The organism is Microbacterium sp. 1154 (genome assembly GCF_031455375.1).
Taxonomy (GTDB): Bacteria; Actinomycetota; Actinomycetes; order Actinomycetales; family Microbacteriaceae; genus Microbacterium.
The window spans coordinates 1,799,734-1,814,630 of the sequence record NZ_JAVDSN010000001.1 but is presented as its reverse complement, the minus strand read 5'-3'; the positions used below and the strand labels follow the sequence as shown (position 1 = coordinate 1,814,630).

General features: G+C 68.8%; 19 protein-coding genes. 13 read left to right on the top strand and 6 right to left on the bottom strand.

Features of this window, described 5'->3' with window-relative positions; all coding sequences use genetic code 11:
- Positions 1-11 precede the first annotated feature (11 nt).
- Both J2X55_RS08430 and J2X55_RS08425 read left to right on the top strand, forming a co-directional pair.
- Positions 12-1,454, top strand: coding sequence for a PLP-dependent aminotransferase family protein (locus J2X55_RS08430; protein ID WP_309822869.1), 1,443 nt, complete (start codon positions 12-14; stop codon positions 1,452-1,454).
- 112 nt (positions 1,455-1,566) lie between these two features.
- Complete coding sequence (locus tag J2X55_RS08425; protein ID WP_115920442.1) at positions 1,567-3,345, top strand: Na+/H+ antiporter; 1,779 nt, start codon at positions 1,567-1,569, stop codon at positions 3,343-3,345.
- A gap of 29 nt (positions 3,346-3,374) precedes the next feature.
- Here the strand turns inward: J2X55_RS08425 and J2X55_RS08420 are convergent, their stop codons facing one another.
- Positions 3,375-4,148: a hypothetical protein gene (locus tag J2X55_RS08420; protein WP_309822868.1), complete on the bottom strand. Its 774-nt coding sequence runs from the start codon at positions 4,146-4,148 to the stop codon at positions 3,375-3,377.
- Positions 4,149-4,438: 290 nt separating this feature from the next.
- Here J2X55_RS08420 and J2X55_RS08415 point away from each other — a divergent pair, with 290 nt between their 5' ends.
- The 7 genes from J2X55_RS08415 to J2X55_RS08385 all read left to right on the top strand — a co-directional run bounded on the left by J2X55_RS08415 (position 4,439) and on the right by J2X55_RS08385 (position 8,304).
- The gene (locus J2X55_RS08415; protein ID WP_309822867.1) at positions 4,439-4,858 is read left to right on the top strand and encodes a YbaB/EbfC family nucleoid-associated protein; all 420 of its coding nucleotides are present in this window, start codon (positions 4,439-4,441) and stop codon (positions 4,856-4,858) included.
- Positions 4,855-5,172, top strand: a complete 318-nt coding sequence (locus J2X55_RS08410) for a hypothetical protein (RefSeq protein ID WP_309822866.1) — start codon at positions 4,855-4,857, stop codon at positions 5,170-5,172. The genes J2X55_RS08415 and J2X55_RS08410 overlap by 4 nt, the downstream gene beginning before the upstream one ends.
- Positions 5,169-6,464, top strand: coding sequence for a polymorphic toxin type 15 domain-containing protein (locus tag J2X55_RS08405; RefSeq protein ID WP_309822865.1), 1,296 nt, complete (start codon positions 5,169-5,171; stop codon positions 6,462-6,464). The genes J2X55_RS08410 and J2X55_RS08405 overlap by 4 nt, the downstream gene beginning before the upstream one ends.
- 2 nt (positions 6,465-6,466) lie before the next feature.
- On the top strand, positions 6,467-7,030 hold the full coding sequence (locus tag J2X55_RS08400) for a GAD-like domain-containing protein (RefSeq protein WP_115920432.1): 564 nt from the start codon (positions 6,467-6,469) through the stop codon (positions 7,028-7,030).
- 19 nt (positions 7,031-7,049) lie between these two features.
- Positions 7,050-7,574, top strand: a complete 525-nt coding sequence (locus J2X55_RS08395; protein WP_309822864.1) for a hypothetical protein — start codon at positions 7,050-7,052, stop codon at positions 7,572-7,574.
- 84 nt (positions 7,575-7,658) lie between these two features.
- Positions 7,659-7,823 carry a hypothetical protein gene (locus J2X55_RS08390; protein WP_181906555.1) on the top strand — a complete coding sequence of 55 codons (165 nt, stop codon included), beginning with the start codon at positions 7,659-7,661 and terminating at the stop codon, positions 7,821-7,823.
- Positions 7,824-7,878: 55 nt separating this feature from the next.
- Positions 7,879-8,304: an NUDIX domain-containing protein gene (locus J2X55_RS08385; protein ID WP_309823027.1), complete on the top strand. Its 426-nt coding sequence runs from the start codon at positions 7,879-7,881 to the stop codon at positions 8,302-8,304.
- A 29-nt stretch (positions 8,305-8,333) separates the two neighbouring features.
- Here J2X55_RS08385 and J2X55_RS08380 read toward each other — a convergent pair whose 3' ends face one another.
- The gene (locus J2X55_RS08380; protein WP_309822863.1) at positions 8,334-8,729 is read right to left on the bottom strand and encodes a ribonuclease inhibitor; all 396 of its coding nucleotides are present in this window, start codon (positions 8,727-8,729) and stop codon (positions 8,334-8,336) included.
- Entirely contained in the window at positions 8,726-9,517 is a 792-nt protein-coding gene (locus J2X55_RS08375; protein ID WP_309822862.1) for an AraC family transcriptional regulator, read from the bottom strand. Before J2X55_RS08375 ends, J2X55_RS08380 begins: the two co-directional genes overlap by 4 nt.
- A 49-nt stretch (positions 9,518-9,566) precedes the next feature.
- Here J2X55_RS08375 and J2X55_RS08370 point away from each other — a divergent pair, with 49 nt between their 5' ends.
- Positions 9,567-10,001, top strand: a complete 435-nt coding sequence (locus J2X55_RS08370) for a DUF2000 domain-containing protein (protein ID WP_309822861.1) — start codon at positions 9,567-9,569, stop codon at positions 9,999-10,001.
- A 244-nt stretch (positions 10,002-10,245) separates the two neighbouring features.
- Here J2X55_RS08370 and J2X55_RS08365 read toward each other — a convergent pair whose 3' ends face one another.
- A complete protein-coding gene (locus J2X55_RS08365; protein WP_309822860.1) occupies positions 10,246-10,455 on the bottom strand; it encodes a hypothetical protein in 210 nt (69 codons plus the stop codon).
- A 19-nt stretch (positions 10,456-10,474) separates the two neighbouring features.
- Entirely contained in the window at positions 10,475-10,834 is a 360-nt protein-coding gene (locus J2X55_RS08360) for a YnfA family protein (protein ID WP_115920420.1), read from the bottom strand.
- 139 nt (positions 10,835-10,973) lie between these two features.
- On the opposite strand from J2X55_RS08360, the gene J2X55_RS08355 reads away from it, so the two are divergent.
- From J2X55_RS08355 to J2X55_RS08345, 3 genes are all read left to right on the top strand, one after another.
- The gene (locus tag J2X55_RS08355) at positions 10,974-11,186 is read left to right on the top strand and encodes an alternative tryptophan synthase beta-subunit (RefSeq protein ID WP_115920418.1); all 213 of its coding nucleotides are present in this window, start codon (positions 10,974-10,976) and stop codon (positions 11,184-11,186) included.
- 70 nt (positions 11,187-11,256) lie between these two features.
- The gene (locus J2X55_RS08350; RefSeq protein ID WP_309822859.1) at positions 11,257-12,924 is read left to right on the top strand and encodes an FAD-binding dehydrogenase; all 1,668 of its coding nucleotides are present in this window, start codon (positions 11,257-11,259) and stop codon (positions 12,922-12,924) included.
- Positions 12,925-13,040: 116 nt separating this feature from the next.
- Positions 13,041-13,670 (top strand): hypothetical protein, encoded by a 630-nt coding sequence (locus J2X55_RS08345; RefSeq protein ID WP_309822858.1) that lies wholly within the window; start codon positions 13,041-13,043, stop codon positions 13,668-13,670.
- 166 nt (positions 13,671-13,836) lie between these two features.
- Here the strand turns inward: J2X55_RS08345 and J2X55_RS08340 are convergent, their stop codons facing one another.
- Entirely contained in the window at positions 13,837-14,778 is a 942-nt protein-coding gene (locus tag J2X55_RS08340; protein ID WP_309822857.1) for an alpha/beta hydrolase, read from the bottom strand.
- Positions 14,779-14,897 lie beyond the last annotated feature (119 nt).

The following is a 14,897-nucleotide window of genomic DNA, read 5'->3' as shown; positions in this document are numbered from 1 at the left end:
AATCGGGGACTATGACCCTCGTCGACAGAGCCACTTCCGCCCTGGTGGACCATCGGACGGCTGTCGTGTCGGCCGAAGCCCTCGCCGCGCGCCTCGGACGCTGGGCGACGACCGACGCGACCCTGTCGGCCAGTCTCGCCGACGGCATCGCCCGCCTCGTCCGCGAGGGGGAACTGCGCGGCGGGGACCGCCTGCCCTCGGAACGCACCCTCGCCGCCACCGTCGCCGTCTCGCGCGGCACGGTCGTCAGCGCCTACGCCCGGCTGTACGAAGACGGCATCCTCGACCGCCGGCAAGGCAGCGGAACCCGAGTCGCGGGGACTGCGCCGACCGCCGCGCGCTCGCGAGCCGGGCGCGGCGAAGCCCTCTACGCGTCGCTCTCGTCGAACATCGACCTGCTGCGCGCGGTACCGGCGATCTCGCCGCGCGCGATCGAGATCGTGCACCGCCACCGACCCGTGCTCGACGCCACCACCGCCGAGGCGGACCCCGCGGGCCTTCCCGCCCTGCGCGCGCTCATCGCCCAGACCGTGACCGACGAGGGGACACCCACCACCCCCGCGCAGATCCTCGTCACGCACGGCGGGCAGCAGGCGCTCAGCCTGCTCGTGGACGAGCTCGTCTCCCCCGGCGACACGGTCCTCACCGAGAACGTCAGCTGGCCGGGACTCACGGATGCCGTGCGCCGGCGCGGCGGCCTGGTGCACGGCATCCGCCTGACCCCCGACGGGATCGACGTCGGCGACCTCGAAGCGGCGATCGTCGTGCGCCGGCCCGTGCTCATCGCCCTGAACCCGCACAACCACAACCCGACCGGCATCCAGACCCACCCGCTCGTGCGCCAGCGGATCGCCGACCTCGCCGCCGAGCACGGCATCACCGTCGTCGAAGACCGCGTGCTGGCGCACCTGTCATTCGACGGTCTGACTCCCCCGTCGCTCGCGGCCCTGAGGCCGGACGCGCCGATCATCGCCGTCGAGTCCCTGTCGAAATGGGCCTGGGAGGGCCTGCGCGTGGGGTGGGTGCGCGCCGACCCGGTGCTGGTGAGGCGGTTGCGGGGCCTTCGCCAGACCACCGACCTGTCGACGAGCGTTCCCGCGCAGCTGCTCGCGCTCGATCTGCTCGCCCACGCGCCCGCACTGCGACGGGATGCGGTCGTGACGCACCGCGAGGCCGCCCTGGGCGCCGGCACCCTTCTGGCGTCGCACCTGCCCGACTGGGAGTGGCGGCCACCCCGCGGAGGCCTCTGCATCTGGGCCCGGATGCCGGTGGGCTCTGCCGCGGCGTTCGCGCGGCACGCTGCGTCTTTCGGGGTCTCGGTCGCCGGGTCGGCCGCGTTCTCGTCCGACGTCGACACCGATGACCGCATTCGTGTGCCGGTCACTTCGCCCGTGCTCGACGAGGGGCTGAGGCGACTCGCCGATGCATGGGAGGGGTATCGGGATCGCGCCTGAAGACGACGTGCGCGCGGAGACGTCAGCCCACCCATCCCGCGGCTGACGCCGCTCGGGAATTCTCCGCACGCTCTCTACGCTGTGTCCAGGGGCACGACGAAGGGCGGCAGGCATGCAGGGACTCGAGATCACGGTTCTGCTGGGGCTCGCGATGCTCGTGGGCACCGTCCTGGCACCGCGACTGCGCGTGGCCACACCGCTCGTACTGCTCGTCATCGGTCTCGCCCTGGGCTTCATCCCGGAGCTCCGTCAGATCGAGCTCCCACCCGAGACCGTGCTGCTGCTCTTCCTGCCCGTCATGCTGTTCCGTGAGGCGTGGACGACCTCCCTGAGGTCGGTCCGTCGGTCGCTGCGCTACATCATCCCCATGAGCACGCTTCTCGTCGTGGCATCCGCGTTCGCCGTCGCCGGGGTCGCGACCTGGATGGGGGTGCCGTGGGAGGCAGCCCTCGTGCTGGGTGCCGCGGTCGCTCCGCCCGACGCCACGGCCGTCGCAGCGCTCGGACGTCTGCTGCCCGCCAAGACCTTCATGAAGCTCAAGGCCGAAAGTCTCACCAACGACGGCACCGCGCTCGTTCTCTACGCGATCGCCGTCGCCCTGCTGCTCGGCGATCAGATCACCCCGCTGCAGATCACCGGCATGGTGCTGCTGTCTTACCTCGGTGGCGCGGCGGCGGGTATCGCGGTGGCGGCCGCCGCCTTCTTCGCCCTGCGCCGCATGCAGTCGACGCTGACGATCAACCTCACGATGGTGCTCGTCCCGTTCGTGTCGTTCCTCATCGCCGAACTCGTCGAGGCCTCGGGGGTGCTCGCCGTGGTGTTCGCCGGCCTCATCATGGCGTGGGTGTCTCCGCGGATCACGACCGCGATGTCGCGGCGGGCGGCGGATGCCACGTGGCCCTTCGGCGTCTACCTGCTCAACGGTGCGCTGTTCGTGCTGATCGGGCTCGAGGTGCAGCTCGTGCTGCACGAGATCTCGGGGTCGGAGATCGGCCTGCTGCTCCTGGTCACCGTCGCGGCGTGGATCGCCCTCTTCGTCGTGCGGTACCTGTTCCAGTGGCTCTTCTCACCGTTCTCGCGGCCCGCCGCCGGATCGTCCCGCTCGTTGCGCCACCGCTCTCGTGTGGTGAGCACGGTGGCGGGTTTCCGCGGCGCCGTCTCGCTCGCCATCGCGTTGTCGGTGCCGGTCACCACGGCCGACGGCGCGCCCGTGGCGGGTCGGGACGCCATCGTGTTCGTCACGGCCGGTGTGATCGTGCTCACCCTGCTCGTTCAGGGTCCCCTGCTGCCCGCCGTGATCCGGTGGGCGAAGCTTCCGAACGACGACGCTGCGATCGAGGAGTACGAGCTCGCCGAGCGCGCTATCTCGGGCGCGGCCCTCGCCGCCCTCGACGACCTGGCGACCGAGCACGGCATCAGCGACCGCGTGCGCGACCGGGCCCGGCGCGAAGGCTACGAGCGTCTCGAGCTGGCGAACGCCCGCGCGATCGCGCGGCAACGCGCCATCGAAGAACGCGACCTCGCCGAGCTCGACGCGTCGCTCGGCGATGAGCCGTCCTCCACGGGGCCCGTGCCGCCCGACGGTTCCGAAGCCGAGCGTCGCCGCGCGGGCGCGGACAGGACGGCGGACAGCCCCGACGAGGCAGCAGCCTTCACCGGCCCCCTGCAGATGATCGCCGTGAGCGACGACATCGACGTCACCCAGCGCTCTCCCCTGCTGCGCCACAAGGAGGCGCAACGACTGCGGTTGGCGGTTCTCGACCGCAAGCGCGAGGTGCTGCTGCGCCTCCGCCGCGAAGGAACGATCGACGACCTCGTCGCGCGGAAGATCCTCGCGGGCCTCGACCTCGAAGAGATCCGCACACGGGGGCTCGAGAAGGCGAGCGAGTAAGGGAACAGGCACGATGTCCCGCGTCGTGGTCAGCCCCCGACGGGCCGGAGCACGTCCGCCGCGCGGTTGAGCGCCGCCTCTCCCCCGGTCTCGAGCACACCGCGTTCTTCGGGATGATCGCGGAAGAAACGCACGATCGCCGCGACCTGATGGGGATCGGCGCCGAGGTAGCGCATCGAACACGTGACCGGAACGTACCCGTCGACCATCGTGAGCGACAGCGTCGCGGGCGGCCCGGCGACGGTGACCTCGCCCACCAGATCCCACGGCCAGTCGACGTCGCCGCGCGCGCGGATGCCTCGGAGGCCGTCGACCGTCAGGAGAAGCCCGGGGGTGACCTGCAGGCGCCAGAGAACAACGCCGAGGGAGACCACCGCCACAAGCGTCAGCAGCAGCGGAGAGCGGCGCGGAGACACGAGGCCGTCGCCGTCCAGCCCCACCGCGATGGCCGCCACGACCCCGACCAGTCCGTACAGGACGATGAGCGCCACGGTCACCGCGGTAGGCCAGACCGGGGGCCGGAAGTGCAGGCCCGGACCGCGAGTCGCGATGTAGACGACGCCGTCGCGCGGAAAACGCTTCATGAGGTGGAAGAACCCGACGAGCGCGGCGAGCAGGAGAGCGAACGCGCCCATCACCAGCCGGATGCCGAGCTCGTCTTCGATCACGACGATGAACACCGGGATCAGGATCGCGAGCGCGACGAGCGTCATGATCGCGTTCGCACGACGCGTGTCGCCCGTCGTTGGGATGTGTGGCGTGTCGCCGGAGAGACGGCGGACGAGGATCTTCTGGACGGCCACGCGTCGATTCTGTCAAAGCGCGCCGCTCAAACCCATACCCGCATGCGCGACGTCGGGTGTGGAGCGCGTCGCCTCCTTGGGCCTCGCGCCGCGTCCTCGTCCGAGAGCTTGGGATGCCACGCGAGCGCGCGCCGTTCCTGGGCTCCCGGCGCGCGGGCGGGGCGCTGGTGGACTGAGCCGGGCTCTCGCACGCGGATGAGACGATTCTCATTCTGTTCGACGACTTTCCGACCTACCCTCGTCTGTGGATAAGTGACGATTGCCGCGCGCTGTGGAGGAACGTCTGCCGCGTGTGGCCGGGGTGGGGGCGCAGCTTGTACGGATCACCGGAGGAAACGCTCGCGCGGATCGAAGAAGATACGCGGCGGGCGCAGGAACGCGGCGAGAAGCTGCCCGTCCTACAGGCCGCGATCGCCGATGTACGAGCGAAAGCCGTGGCACGCACCCGGGACATCTCGGTCGAGGTGGACGCGGCGGGGGTCATCCGTGACCTCGAGATCGCGGACTCGGCGCTCGACCGTGGGGGCCGACGCGTCAGCGCCGAGGTGATGGAGCTGGTCGCGAAGGCGACGAAGAACGCCCGCGTTCGCACCCTCGAGGTGACCACCGAGATCATGGGCAAATCGGACCCCATCGTCGGCGTCGTGGCCGCGGAGCTCATTCCCGACCAGGACGACGACGGAGTGACGCACAGAGGAGGCCTGCGATGACCCAACAGATCCGGATGGATGCGGACGTTCTGCTGCAGCACGCCTCGCGCGTGCAGCAGCTCGCCTCCGACGCCGCCGAGGCCGCGTCGGCGATTCAGAGCGTCAACCTCGGCGGAGGGGCGTTCGGCGTTCTCTGCGCCTGGATCGTTCCCCCTGTCGGAGTGGTGTCGGGGGCGGTCTCTCAGCACATCAGCGGCGCGGAAGGCGTACTCGAACGCACGGGGCAGGAGTTACGCGGAGTCGTCGCCGACTTCGAAACGTTCGAAGAGACCGTCATCCAGGTGACGAAGCACCTTGAGGGAGGCCTGGGATGAGCAACTCGCTCGTGGCGGCTCCCGTGGACACGACATCCGCGTTCTCGGGCGCGTTCCTCATCACCGACGGGCAGGCTCTGGCCGATGCCATCCAGAGTGGGAACTGGGTCGAAGGAGGGATCGCGGGATTCTCGGCCGCGATGGACACCGTCGCGGCCGTGATGGACCCCATCGGCACGCTGATCGCCAACGGTCTAGGGTGGCTGCTCGACCACATCGAGCCGCTCAAGGGGTGGCTGAACGATCTGACCGGCAACGCGGCCGAAGTCCAGGCATTCGCCGCGACCTGGAGCAACGTGGGCGCCCGGATGAGCGAGCTCGGCGTCACCGCGCAGAACCGGCTCGCTGACCTCGACGGGCTGTCGGGCGAGACCATCACCGCGTACACGGCGCACGTGCAGGGCCTTTCGCAGCACCTCACGACCTCGGGCCAATGGGCCGGGGCGATCTCGACGGGCTTGTCGATGGCGTCCTCGCTCGTGCAGATGACCCACGATCTCGTGCGAGACGCCATCAGTCAGATCGTCGGCATGGCGATCTCCGCCGCCATCACCGCCGTCGCGACGGTCGGTCTCGCGACGCCCGTGATCGCGGCGCAGGTCGGTTCGCGGGTTTCCGCGCTCGTCCCTCGCATCAGCAAGACCATCACCACCGTCGTGAACGCCTTCACGAAGCTGCGCGGGCTCGTCGACGAGCTGAGCGGCATGGCGGGCAAGGCGTTGCAGTTCCTGACGAAGTGGGCCGGGGGCAACAACGGCTCCAGCACGGTACACGCCGCGGAAACTGCAGCCGAGAGTCTCGTGCGCCACCCCACTCAGCTGGACGTCACCTTCACGTACAACCCGAAGCACAGTCGCCCCGAGTGGGATCGTCAGATCACCAACGCTCAGGACGTCTTGGACAACACGACGTTCGAGACATGGCTGCAGCGGAGGGATGAGTTCACCGGGGACCGGACGCGCGAAGTTCTCAATATGCAGGCCGAGGTGCGCGCGCGCGCCTATGACGACAAGGTGGATGAGCTCCTCGACACGGCCGACTCCCTCGAGGAAGCACAGCGCCAGGCGCAGGAGTGGATGAAGACGCAACACGCCATCCACAAGTTGGATGCGGTCGGTGGCGGAGACCCCCTCAGCTTCGATGGCGTCGGGGATGCTCGGGTCAACTCCTCGATAGGATCCCAGTGGCAACATCGAATCGGTCCGCTAGAGGACGATATCCGCCGAATTGCATCCGAGATGACACCTGAGCAGCTTGCGCGAACGCTTCTCAATATTCGAGTGAATGGATAACCATGGCATTCCGCCCCTTCGAAGATTTTGTGCCGGTCGCCCCTGTCTCCTCCGCAACGATGCAGAGATATTCGGGAGTTCTCGAAGAAGCCGTGCTGGAAATGTGGCAGCTCCACGGTTTCGGAATCGCAGCGAATGGATTTTTGAAGGTCATCGATCCTGATTACTACACGGAGATGATCGGGGATTATCTCCCGCAGCCCGATATGATTCCTCTCTTCGCGACCGGCCTCGGGGATATCGTGGTGGCCGCCGGTGGCGACTACCGAGTACTGCAATATCGGTACGCCCGCGTTTCGGGGATGAGCTCGAGCATTCGCCACCTCGGACTCAAAATCACCAGCGCCGAGTGGCGCGATGAGATCTACAACTCCGCTCCTTACGACGAGGCGGCGTCCGTCTACGGGCCGCTGACGGCACCAGCAGACTTCGATTACATCTACGCCTACAAGCTCCCCCTGCCCGCGGGCGGACCGGAGAGCGTCGAGTTCCTCACTCGCTCGCGGATCTTCGAGCACATCGCGTTCACCGAACAGCTGGCGGGGCCGATTCCTTTCGCCCGATAGCGCTCCACGGAGCAACTTGATGGATCTCTTCCTCACCGCCCGCCTCAAGCCGGCGAAAGATTTTCTCTCGATCATTCGCCCCGAAGACGCGCAGAAGGTGGATGCGAAAGGCCATGGGCTCCTGCCGCGGGCACTCGCCAATCACGACCTGCCCAGCAGATACAGCCTCGGCCACTTCTTGCTCGACCAGGGCGCCCCCATCACGGCTGGCGACGGCGGGGCAACCGTTCTTCATGTCCTCTTCGGTCAGGTCTCCCACGATGTCGGGGAAGACGCGCGCATCGCGCGACGTCTGATCGATGCCGGCGCAAATTTCAACGCGCGAGACGAGAACGGACGCGTCCCTTTCCTCGAAGTCCTGAACATGAAATACAGCGACGAGGACCTGAATCCGATTTACGACCTGTGGTTCGAGCGTGAGGATGCCGATTTCACCTCGGTATCGGTACACGGAGTATCCCCGATCAGTTTCGCGAAGAAGCTCCCGTTCCGCGGCGCCGTCGTGGACCGGATGGAGAGCTATGTCCGCGCGCATTCGCGATGACGTGACCCCTCAAACGCATGTCGTCTCCGCGGCCGCGTCGCACTGCGTCGTTCGCCGCCAGCGGGCCTGCCCGAGGAGAAACTCATGGACATTTTTCTCACCGCCTACCTGAGGCCCGTCGCGGACTTCCTCGCGACGTACCGAACCGGAGACGCCACCCGGCTTTCCCCTCTGACCGCCGCCACGAAGCCGCCGTATCGGAGCGCGATCCTGGCTCGGATGAACGAGCATCTGCGCGACCATGCCTGATGTCGACCGGACCGAAGAATCCCGGCACGCCCCTTCACTGATCCGCGTGAAAGCCATGCTCGTCGTCCCCCACGCCGGTTCACCGGCCCACCTTGTGAGCGCCCACGCCCCGACCCTCGAGAACCCGCGGGGCTTCCATCGCCTGATCGGCGGCAGCGTCGAGTTCGGCGAAACGCATCGCCAGGCGATCGTCCGCGAGGTGGAGGAGGAGCTCGGTGCGCGCATCACCGACCTGACCTACCTCGACACGGTCGAGAGCCTCTTCCGCTACGACGGCGAGCTGGGTCACGAGATCGTCGCGCTCTATTGCGGCGGACTCGACCCCTCGCCCGGAGAGCACGGCGGGAGCCTGACGGAGTCCGATGGTTCCGTGGTGCCGGTGGTCTGGCGGCCGATCGATGCCGAGACCGATGCCGTTCCCCTCTACCCCGCGGCCGCGGAGCGTCTGATTCGATCCGTCCTCAGCCGCACAGCGCGGTGAGCCTCGCCCTCGCGACCCCTCGCACCGACTCAATCGAGCACGAGCTCGATGTTCCCGTGCTCCCGGAACACCCTCACTACCAGCTCGAAATACGTCTCCCCCGCGCCCGCCTCGAGCGCGTCGAGGGCGCGTTGAGCGGTGGCGACGGAGTACACCTGCGGCCGAGCGAGCTTCGCGCGGTAGTACTGCCGCGTGGTCTCGACCCCGAGCGCTTTTCGAGCGACGTCCGATCGTTTCCACACCACCCGCACCGGCTCCGCCCCGTCGAGCACTCCGAACCCGCCGTACAGCAGGTCGTCGAGCGCATCCAGGCTCTCCCCCAGCGTCCAGTCCTCGTCGGGCATGAACACGCGATTCAGTTCGACGTACAACGACGGGATGCCGTGAATCGCCGCACCGTCGATCTCGATCGTTCGCCGGGTCATGGCATCCCTTGACCGGACCCGGCGAAGACCGCCGGAGTGACGCCCAAGACCCGGCGGAAGTGACGCGTGAGGTGGGCCTGATCGTGGAAGCCCGCGCGAGCGGCGACCTCGGCAGGCCGGCCGCCGTCGACGAGCATGCGGCGCGCGGCGTCGACCCGACGCGTCACGAGGTAACGGTGCGGGGCGATGCCGTACGTCTGCGAGAACACGCGCACGAGGTGGCTGGGGTGCGCGTGCAGCTCGCGTGCGGCGTCGGCAAGGGTGAACGACTCGGCCCATCGATCGTCGAGCAGCGAACGAAGGCGCCTCGCCAACGGCGCATCGGCGAACACCGCCGTCTCCGACCCCGCGTGCGACAGCACGGCCTCACGGACGGCGATCAGCCAGTGCTCGGCGGCGAGTTCGTCTCCGGGATGCCGCAGTGCCGCGTGGATCCGCTGTGCTGCGGCCACCGCCGAGGCGCGAGCGAGGGTCGGCCGTCGCGCGATGCGCGCCGCCGTCGCTTCCGACAACCAGTCACCCGCGAGGTACAGCACGCGCTTGCGGTACCCCTCGCCCGCGCGCGCCGGACGCCCGTCGTGCGGGATGCCCGGCGGCAGGAGCGTGACCGCTGCGGGCACCGCCTGATGCGCCGCGCCGTCGAGTCCGTAGGACACGGCCCCGCGGTCGACGAGCATGACGGCCCAGTCGTCGTGCGTGTGCACGGGATAGGCATGATCGAGATCGGCGTGGTAGGTCTCGCGCAGGAACGGCACCTCCGGATGCCAAGCCCGCAAGCGATCGACCATGCAAGAAACGTACAAGACGCCTTCGACACCGCGGGCAGAGGCTGGATCCATGACTGATGTGACCGACCCACCCCGCTTCGACACGAAGGTGGTCGTCGTGCTCGTGGCCGACCTCGCCGCGTGGCAGGAACTGAACGTGACGGCGTTCCTGATGTCGGGTGTCGCCACCAGCTCCGGCGACCTCGTCGGGGAGCCCTACCGCGACGCCGACGGCACGACCTACCTGCCGATGCTGCGCCAACCGGTCATCGTGCTCACGGCCGATGGCGACACCCTGTCCCGAGCACGGGCCAAGGCCGCCGCACGCGACGACGTCGCCCTGGCGATCTACACCCGCGAACTCTTCGGGACGTCGCACGACGCCGCCAACCGCGCCGCGGTCGCCGCCGTTGCGGCATCCGATCTCGATCTGGTGGGCATTGCCGTGCGCGGACCCCGCAACGTCGTCGACCGGGTGGTCAAGGGGGCGACGTTCCACGAGTGAGGGGACGATGAAGGGCCGGACGCACACGGCATCCGGCCCTCTCGTACGAACCCCGCTCGGAGGTTCCGGACGACTAGTTCCCGCCGTTGATCACCGACAGATACGAGCCGAAGGGGCGCACGGTGTCGAGATCGGCGAAGTCGTCGGCAAGGCCCTCGTGAGGCGTGTTCTCGTTCTTCATGGATCAAGTGTCCGCGAGAGACCCTCGCCGCGGAGGGCGCTTGACAACCGCCTAATATCTCGCCTAGCTAACTACTCTTCCCTCGAGAGACTGGATGCGCTGCTCGAGGAACGCGATGTAGTCGGCCATGTAGGCGAGCTTCGCCTCGAGCCGGTCGAGCCGCGGACTGATGTGGGCCTGATTGAAGTGGAACGGGGTCCGGAGGGGTACGTCCGCATCGATCTTGGCGAGCACGGTGCGCAGCGGGTTCGAGCCATCGGCGGCATTTGTCATGGCGCCAGCGTAAAACGCCTCACGCACCCACGGCCCGATCCGTCCCCGCCAACGCGGGCGCGAGCATGATGATCGCCGCCCCCACGAGGGCGACCGCCGAGCCGACGTAGTCCCACACCGTCGGTCGGAACCCGTCGACGACGATCCCCCACGCGAGCGAGCCCGCGATGAACACCCCGCCGTACGCGGCGAGCACGCGCCCGAAGTTCGCCTCGGGCTGCAGCGCGGCGATGAACCCGTACGCGCCGAGGGCCAGGATGCCGAGCAGCGCGAGCCACCAGCCGCGGTTCTCGCGAACGGCCTGCCAGACGAGCCACGCGCCACCGATCTCGGCGACCGCGGCCAGAGCGAACAGGATCACGATGCGCGCGGTGGTCATCCCGTCATTATCGGGCGGAGCCGCCGCAGGGCGGGGAGCGTGACCGGCCGGGTTACGACGGAAAACCGGCAGATGACGGGTGCGAGACATTTGCGGCGACTGCACTTTCCGGCCGCTACGGTTCCCCCAGGAGGTGCCCATGACTCGACCCCGCACGGTGACCCACACCTATACGCTGGCGGGCGGATGGCAGAAGGCGCACCACGCGCCCTTGACGGCAGAACTCGCCGAGAATCTACGCCGCTCCGGCGTGACCATGGTCCGCGCGCGTCGAGGCATGTTCGACAGCCGCGAGATCTCGCTTCGCGACTACCCGCCTCGACGAACGAGCGCACCGGTGCTCCCCGGCTGACGTCTCGGTGGCCCCGGCACCGGTGAATCCCGGCGTAGCGTGGACCCACCACTCGACGCCGAGGGAGAACATGGACGCCGACGTCATCATCATCGGAGCGGGACTCGCGGGTCTCGTCGCCAGCAACGAGCTGGTGCGCGCGGGCAAGCGCGTCCTCATCATCGAGCAGGAGAACGCCGCGAACCTCGGCGGGCAAGCCTTCTGGTCGTTCGGCGGGATCTTCCTCGTCGACTCCCCCATGCAGCGTCGCCTCGGCGTGAAGGATTCGTTCGATCTCGCGTGGCAGGACTGGCAGGGCTCCGCCGGGTGGGACCGCCTGGACGGCGCGCACCCCGAAGACGAGTGGGCGCAGAAGTGGGGTCGCGCATACGTCGAGTTCGCCGCGGGCGAGAAGCGCGCGTGGTTGCAGCAGCAGGGCGTGAAGTTCACTCCCGTCGTCGGCTGGGCCGAGCGCGGGTCGCTCAGCGCGGGCGGTCACGGCAACTCCGTTCCCCGCTTCCACGTGCCGTGGGGAACGGGCACCGGCATCTCGGAACCCTTCGCCGACAAAGCGAGAGAGGCGGATGCCGTCGATCTGCGTTTCCGCCACCGCGTCGACGGGCTGGTTTTCACAGACGGCGCCGTGACCGGCGTGCGCGGCGCGATCCTTGCCCCCGACGATGCTCCGCGCGGGGTGTCGTCGTCGCGCGACGTGGTCGGCGAGTTCGAGCTCACCGCGCAGGCCGTCGTCATCTCGTCGGGCGGCATCGGCGGCGACCACGAGCGTGTGCGCCGCTGGTGGCCCGAGCGCCTCGGCACTCCCCCGCGCACCATGGTCACCGGCGTGCCCGCACACGTCGACGGGCGCATGCTTGACATCGCCGCCGACCAGGGCGTGCGGCTGGTGAACCGCGACCGCATGTGGCACTACACCGAGGGACTGCAGAACTGGGATCCCGTGTGGCCTGGCCATGGCATCCGCATTCTGCCCGGTCCGTCGTCGATGTGGCTCGATGCGCGCGGGCGTCGGCTACCGATGCCGGGCCTGCCCGGGTACGACACTCTCGGGACGCTGAAGATCCTGCGGTCGACGCCCGATCTCGTCGACTACGACTACTCGTGGTTCGTGCTCGATCAGACGATCATCAAGAAGGAGTTCGCGCTCTCCGGCTCGGAGCAGAACCCCGACATCACGAACCGGGATCTGGCCCTGCTGCTGCGCACGCGGCTCGGGCGGGCCGCCCCCGGCCCCGTCGAGGACTTCAAGAAGCATGGAGCGGACTTCGTCGTCGCCGACACGCTCACCGAGCTCGTGCGGGGCATGAACGCGCTCACGGGCGACGACCTTCTCGACGAGGATTCCCTGCGCGCGCAGCTCGTCACGCGAGACCGCGAGGTCGTGAACCCGTTCTCGAAAGACGCCCAGACCATCGGCATCCAGAACAGCCGACGCTTCCGCGGAGACCGGCTCTTCCGGACGGTCCCGGCCCACGCGATCCTCGACCCTCGCCACGGTCCGCTCATCGCCGTGCGACTGTGGGTCGTCACGCGCAAGACGCTCGGCGGCATCCAGACCGACCTCGACGGTCGCGCGCTGGACGGATCCGGGATGCCGATCCCCGGCCTGTACGCCGCGGGCGAGGCCGCGGGCTTCGGCGGCGGCGGGGCCCACGGGTACAACGCCCTGGAAGGGACTTTCCTCGGGGGCTGTCTGTTCACCGGGCGGACGGTGGGGAGGGCGTTGGCGGGGGTCGTGTGAGGGGTGGCGGCCGGGGCGCGCGACTCGGTGTAGCAGCGCGGCCTCGGGCCCGTGTGGAGCGCCTGATATGGGGGAATGCTTCGCTGCCGCCAGCATGCAATCCGTACACTCGACACGTGACCCCACCGCCCGCCGACGAAGCGTTTCGCGCGCAGGACTCGCGGATGCACATGCGGCACAGGGTGCTGTTGCTATGGACGCTCGTCGTGGTGTGCGTCGTGGCGAGCGCACTCATCTGGGGTCTGTGGGTCATGCCGGTGTCGCGGTCGGTCGCGGAGGCGCCGACGGTGCCGCTGGGCCAGACGGTCGAGCTGCCCGCTGAGGGCGTCACGGGAGTGTGGGCGTCGGGCGTGGCACCGCTGCTGGGACTCGTCGAGTGCCGGGCCGAGACCGCCGACGGGCGCGCACTCGGCATCTGGTCGGTCCCGTCACCGGGGTGGGACGACACCCTGTGGTGGATGACCCACGGCGACGGCTTCTCACCTGTGCAGAGCATCGCGGATGCGGGCGGCGCCGCCGCATCCGTCACGTGTTCGTCGCGGCTCGACGCGTACGACGGGAAGTTCCGGCTGGCCGGCGACGTGACCGCCGGCGGTAGCGGCGTGGGGCTCGGACGGATGGGAAACGTCGACTATCCCGCCGGCACCCTGCTCGCGCTCGGTGCCGTGGGACTGCCGCTGTTCGCCTTCCTGATGACGATCGTGCTCCTCGTGCAAATGCTCCGTACCGGCCGCTCGGCCCGATAGCCGCGGTCGCCGCGACCCCGTCCGACGATCAACCGGAGGCCGCCCGGTGGCCTACGCTTCCGGGAACAGCGGACCGATCACGGCCCACGCCTCATCCGAGATCACCTCACGCGACACGACATCCAGAATCGCCCGAGGAGCGCAACCGGGGGTTCAGCAACGTGCCCTAGCGCGAGGCTTCGAGAAACCGGCGCGTATCCTGGGCGATCTCGCGCGAGAGCGTGTGGTGCAGGTAGTGCTCGCCCGCCATCAGCACCACCTCGCCCCGGTCGACGGATGCCGCCTGGGTGCGGTGCAGGTCGACCCAGCCCTCGACGTCGTCGTCCGCCTCACGCACGAACAGCAGCACCGGGAGGTCGGCGGCGAAGCGTCGACCGCTCGCGTCGGCGAAGTTCGTCGATGCGTGGGCCATCTCGTCGAGCACGGTCGGCGCCGCGGAGTTGACGTTCGCGAGCAGACGCATCTGCTCCCGCGCGCTCGCGTCGTACGGCAGCCCCTCGTACGGGTCGGGGGTGAACGCACGAAGGGCGCGGGTGACGCCGAGGGTGTCCAGGAGCGCGAGGGAGTCGGTCGCGATCGGTGCATCACCGCCGGGTTGGTCCGGCACGCTGCTGTCGATGCCGACGAAGGCCGTCACCTCGTCGCGATACGCCTCGACGTAGGTCAGCGCGTAGATGCCGGAGATCGAGTGCCCCATGAGCGTGTAGCGGTCGACGCCGAGGTACTCCAGGGCCGTGTGCACCTCGCGCGCGATATTCGCGGCCGTGCGCGGCTCGTCGGTCTGATCGCTCAACCCCGTGCCGAACGGCTCGACGGCGACGACACGATAGGTGTCGTCGAGCTGGTCGCTGAGCGGCGCGAAATCGAGGCCGGGCGCCGCGGTGCCCAGGCCCGGCAGCAGCACGATGGTCTCGGGGTGGTCACCGTTAATGACGACGTTCATCGAACGATCCCCCACGGGCACCCGCTCGCCGTACGGGGTGATCTCCGCGGCCTCGGCGCGGGTGGCCACAGCGTTGACGGTGGCCGTGGTGGCCAGCGTCACCGCGAGGACGCCGACGATCGCGGCGGGTGGGATCAGGAGGGCGAGGCGGGTGGATTTCTTCACGGGAAGGTCCTTCGGGTCGAGGTTCCTCCAGTCGACCAGTGGCTGCCCGTGGGCGGGAGAGCCTTCGGTCACCACTCGCGGTGACATTTGTCACCGAAACCACGACAGAGGGCCCCGCG

What these genes read in the sequence shown, in the direction of transcription:
- J2X55_RS08430 (WP_309822869.1), top strand. Translation starts at nt 12, where the DNA reads ATGACCCTCGTCGACAGAGCCACTTCCGCCCTGGTGGACCATCGGACG.
- J2X55_RS08425 (WP_115920442.1), top strand. Translation starts at nt 1,567, where the DNA reads ATGCAGGGACTCGAGATCACGGTTCTGCTGGGGCTCGCGATGCTCGTG.
- J2X55_RS08410 (WP_309822866.1), top strand. Translation starts at nt 4,855, where the DNA reads ATGACCCAACAGATCCGGATGGATGCGGACGTTCTGCTGCAGCACGCC.
- J2X55_RS08405 (WP_309822865.1), top strand. Translation starts at nt 5,169, where the DNA reads ATGAGCAACTCGCTCGTGGCGGCTCCCGTGGACACGACATCCGCGTTC.
- J2X55_RS08400 (WP_115920432.1), top strand. Translation starts at nt 6,467, where the DNA reads ATGGCATTCCGCCCCTTCGAAGATTTTGTGCCGGTCGCCCCTGTCTCC.
- J2X55_RS08395 (WP_309822864.1), top strand. Translation starts at nt 7,050, where the DNA reads ATGGATCTCTTCCTCACCGCCCGCCTCAAGCCGGCGAAAGATTTTCTC.
- J2X55_RS08390 (WP_181906555.1), top strand. Translation starts at nt 7,659, where the DNA reads ATGGACATTTTTCTCACCGCCTACCTGAGGCCCGTCGCGGACTTCCTC.
- J2X55_RS08385 (WP_309823027.1), top strand. Translation starts at nt 7,879, where the DNA reads ATGCTCGTCGTCCCCCACGCCGGTTCACCGGCCCACCTTGTGAGCGCC.
- J2X55_RS08380 (WP_309822863.1), bottom strand. Translation starts at nt 8,729, where the DNA reads ATGACCCGGCGAACGATCGAGATCGACGGTGCGGCGATTCACGGCATC.
- J2X55_RS08375 (WP_309822862.1), bottom strand. Translation starts at nt 9,517, where the DNA reads ATGGTCGATCGCTTGCGGGCTTGGCATCCGGAGGTGCCGTTCCTGCGC.
- J2X55_RS08370 (WP_309822861.1), top strand. Translation starts at nt 9,567, where the DNA reads ATGACTGATGTGACCGACCCACCCCGCTTCGACACGAAGGTGGTCGTC.
- J2X55_RS08365 (WP_309822860.1), bottom strand. Translation starts at nt 10,455, where the DNA reads ATGACAAATGCCGCCGATGGCTCGAACCCGCTGCGCACCGTGCTCGCC.
- J2X55_RS08360 (WP_115920420.1), bottom strand. Translation starts at nt 10,834, where the DNA reads ATGACCACCGCGCGCATCGTGATCCTGTTCGCTCTGGCCGCGGTCGCC.
- J2X55_RS08355 (WP_115920418.1), top strand. Translation starts at nt 10,974, where the DNA reads ATGACTCGACCCCGCACGGTGACCCACACCTATACGCTGGCGGGCGGA.
- J2X55_RS08350 (WP_309822859.1), top strand. Translation starts at nt 11,257, where the DNA reads ATGGACGCCGACGTCATCATCATCGGAGCGGGACTCGCGGGTCTCGTC.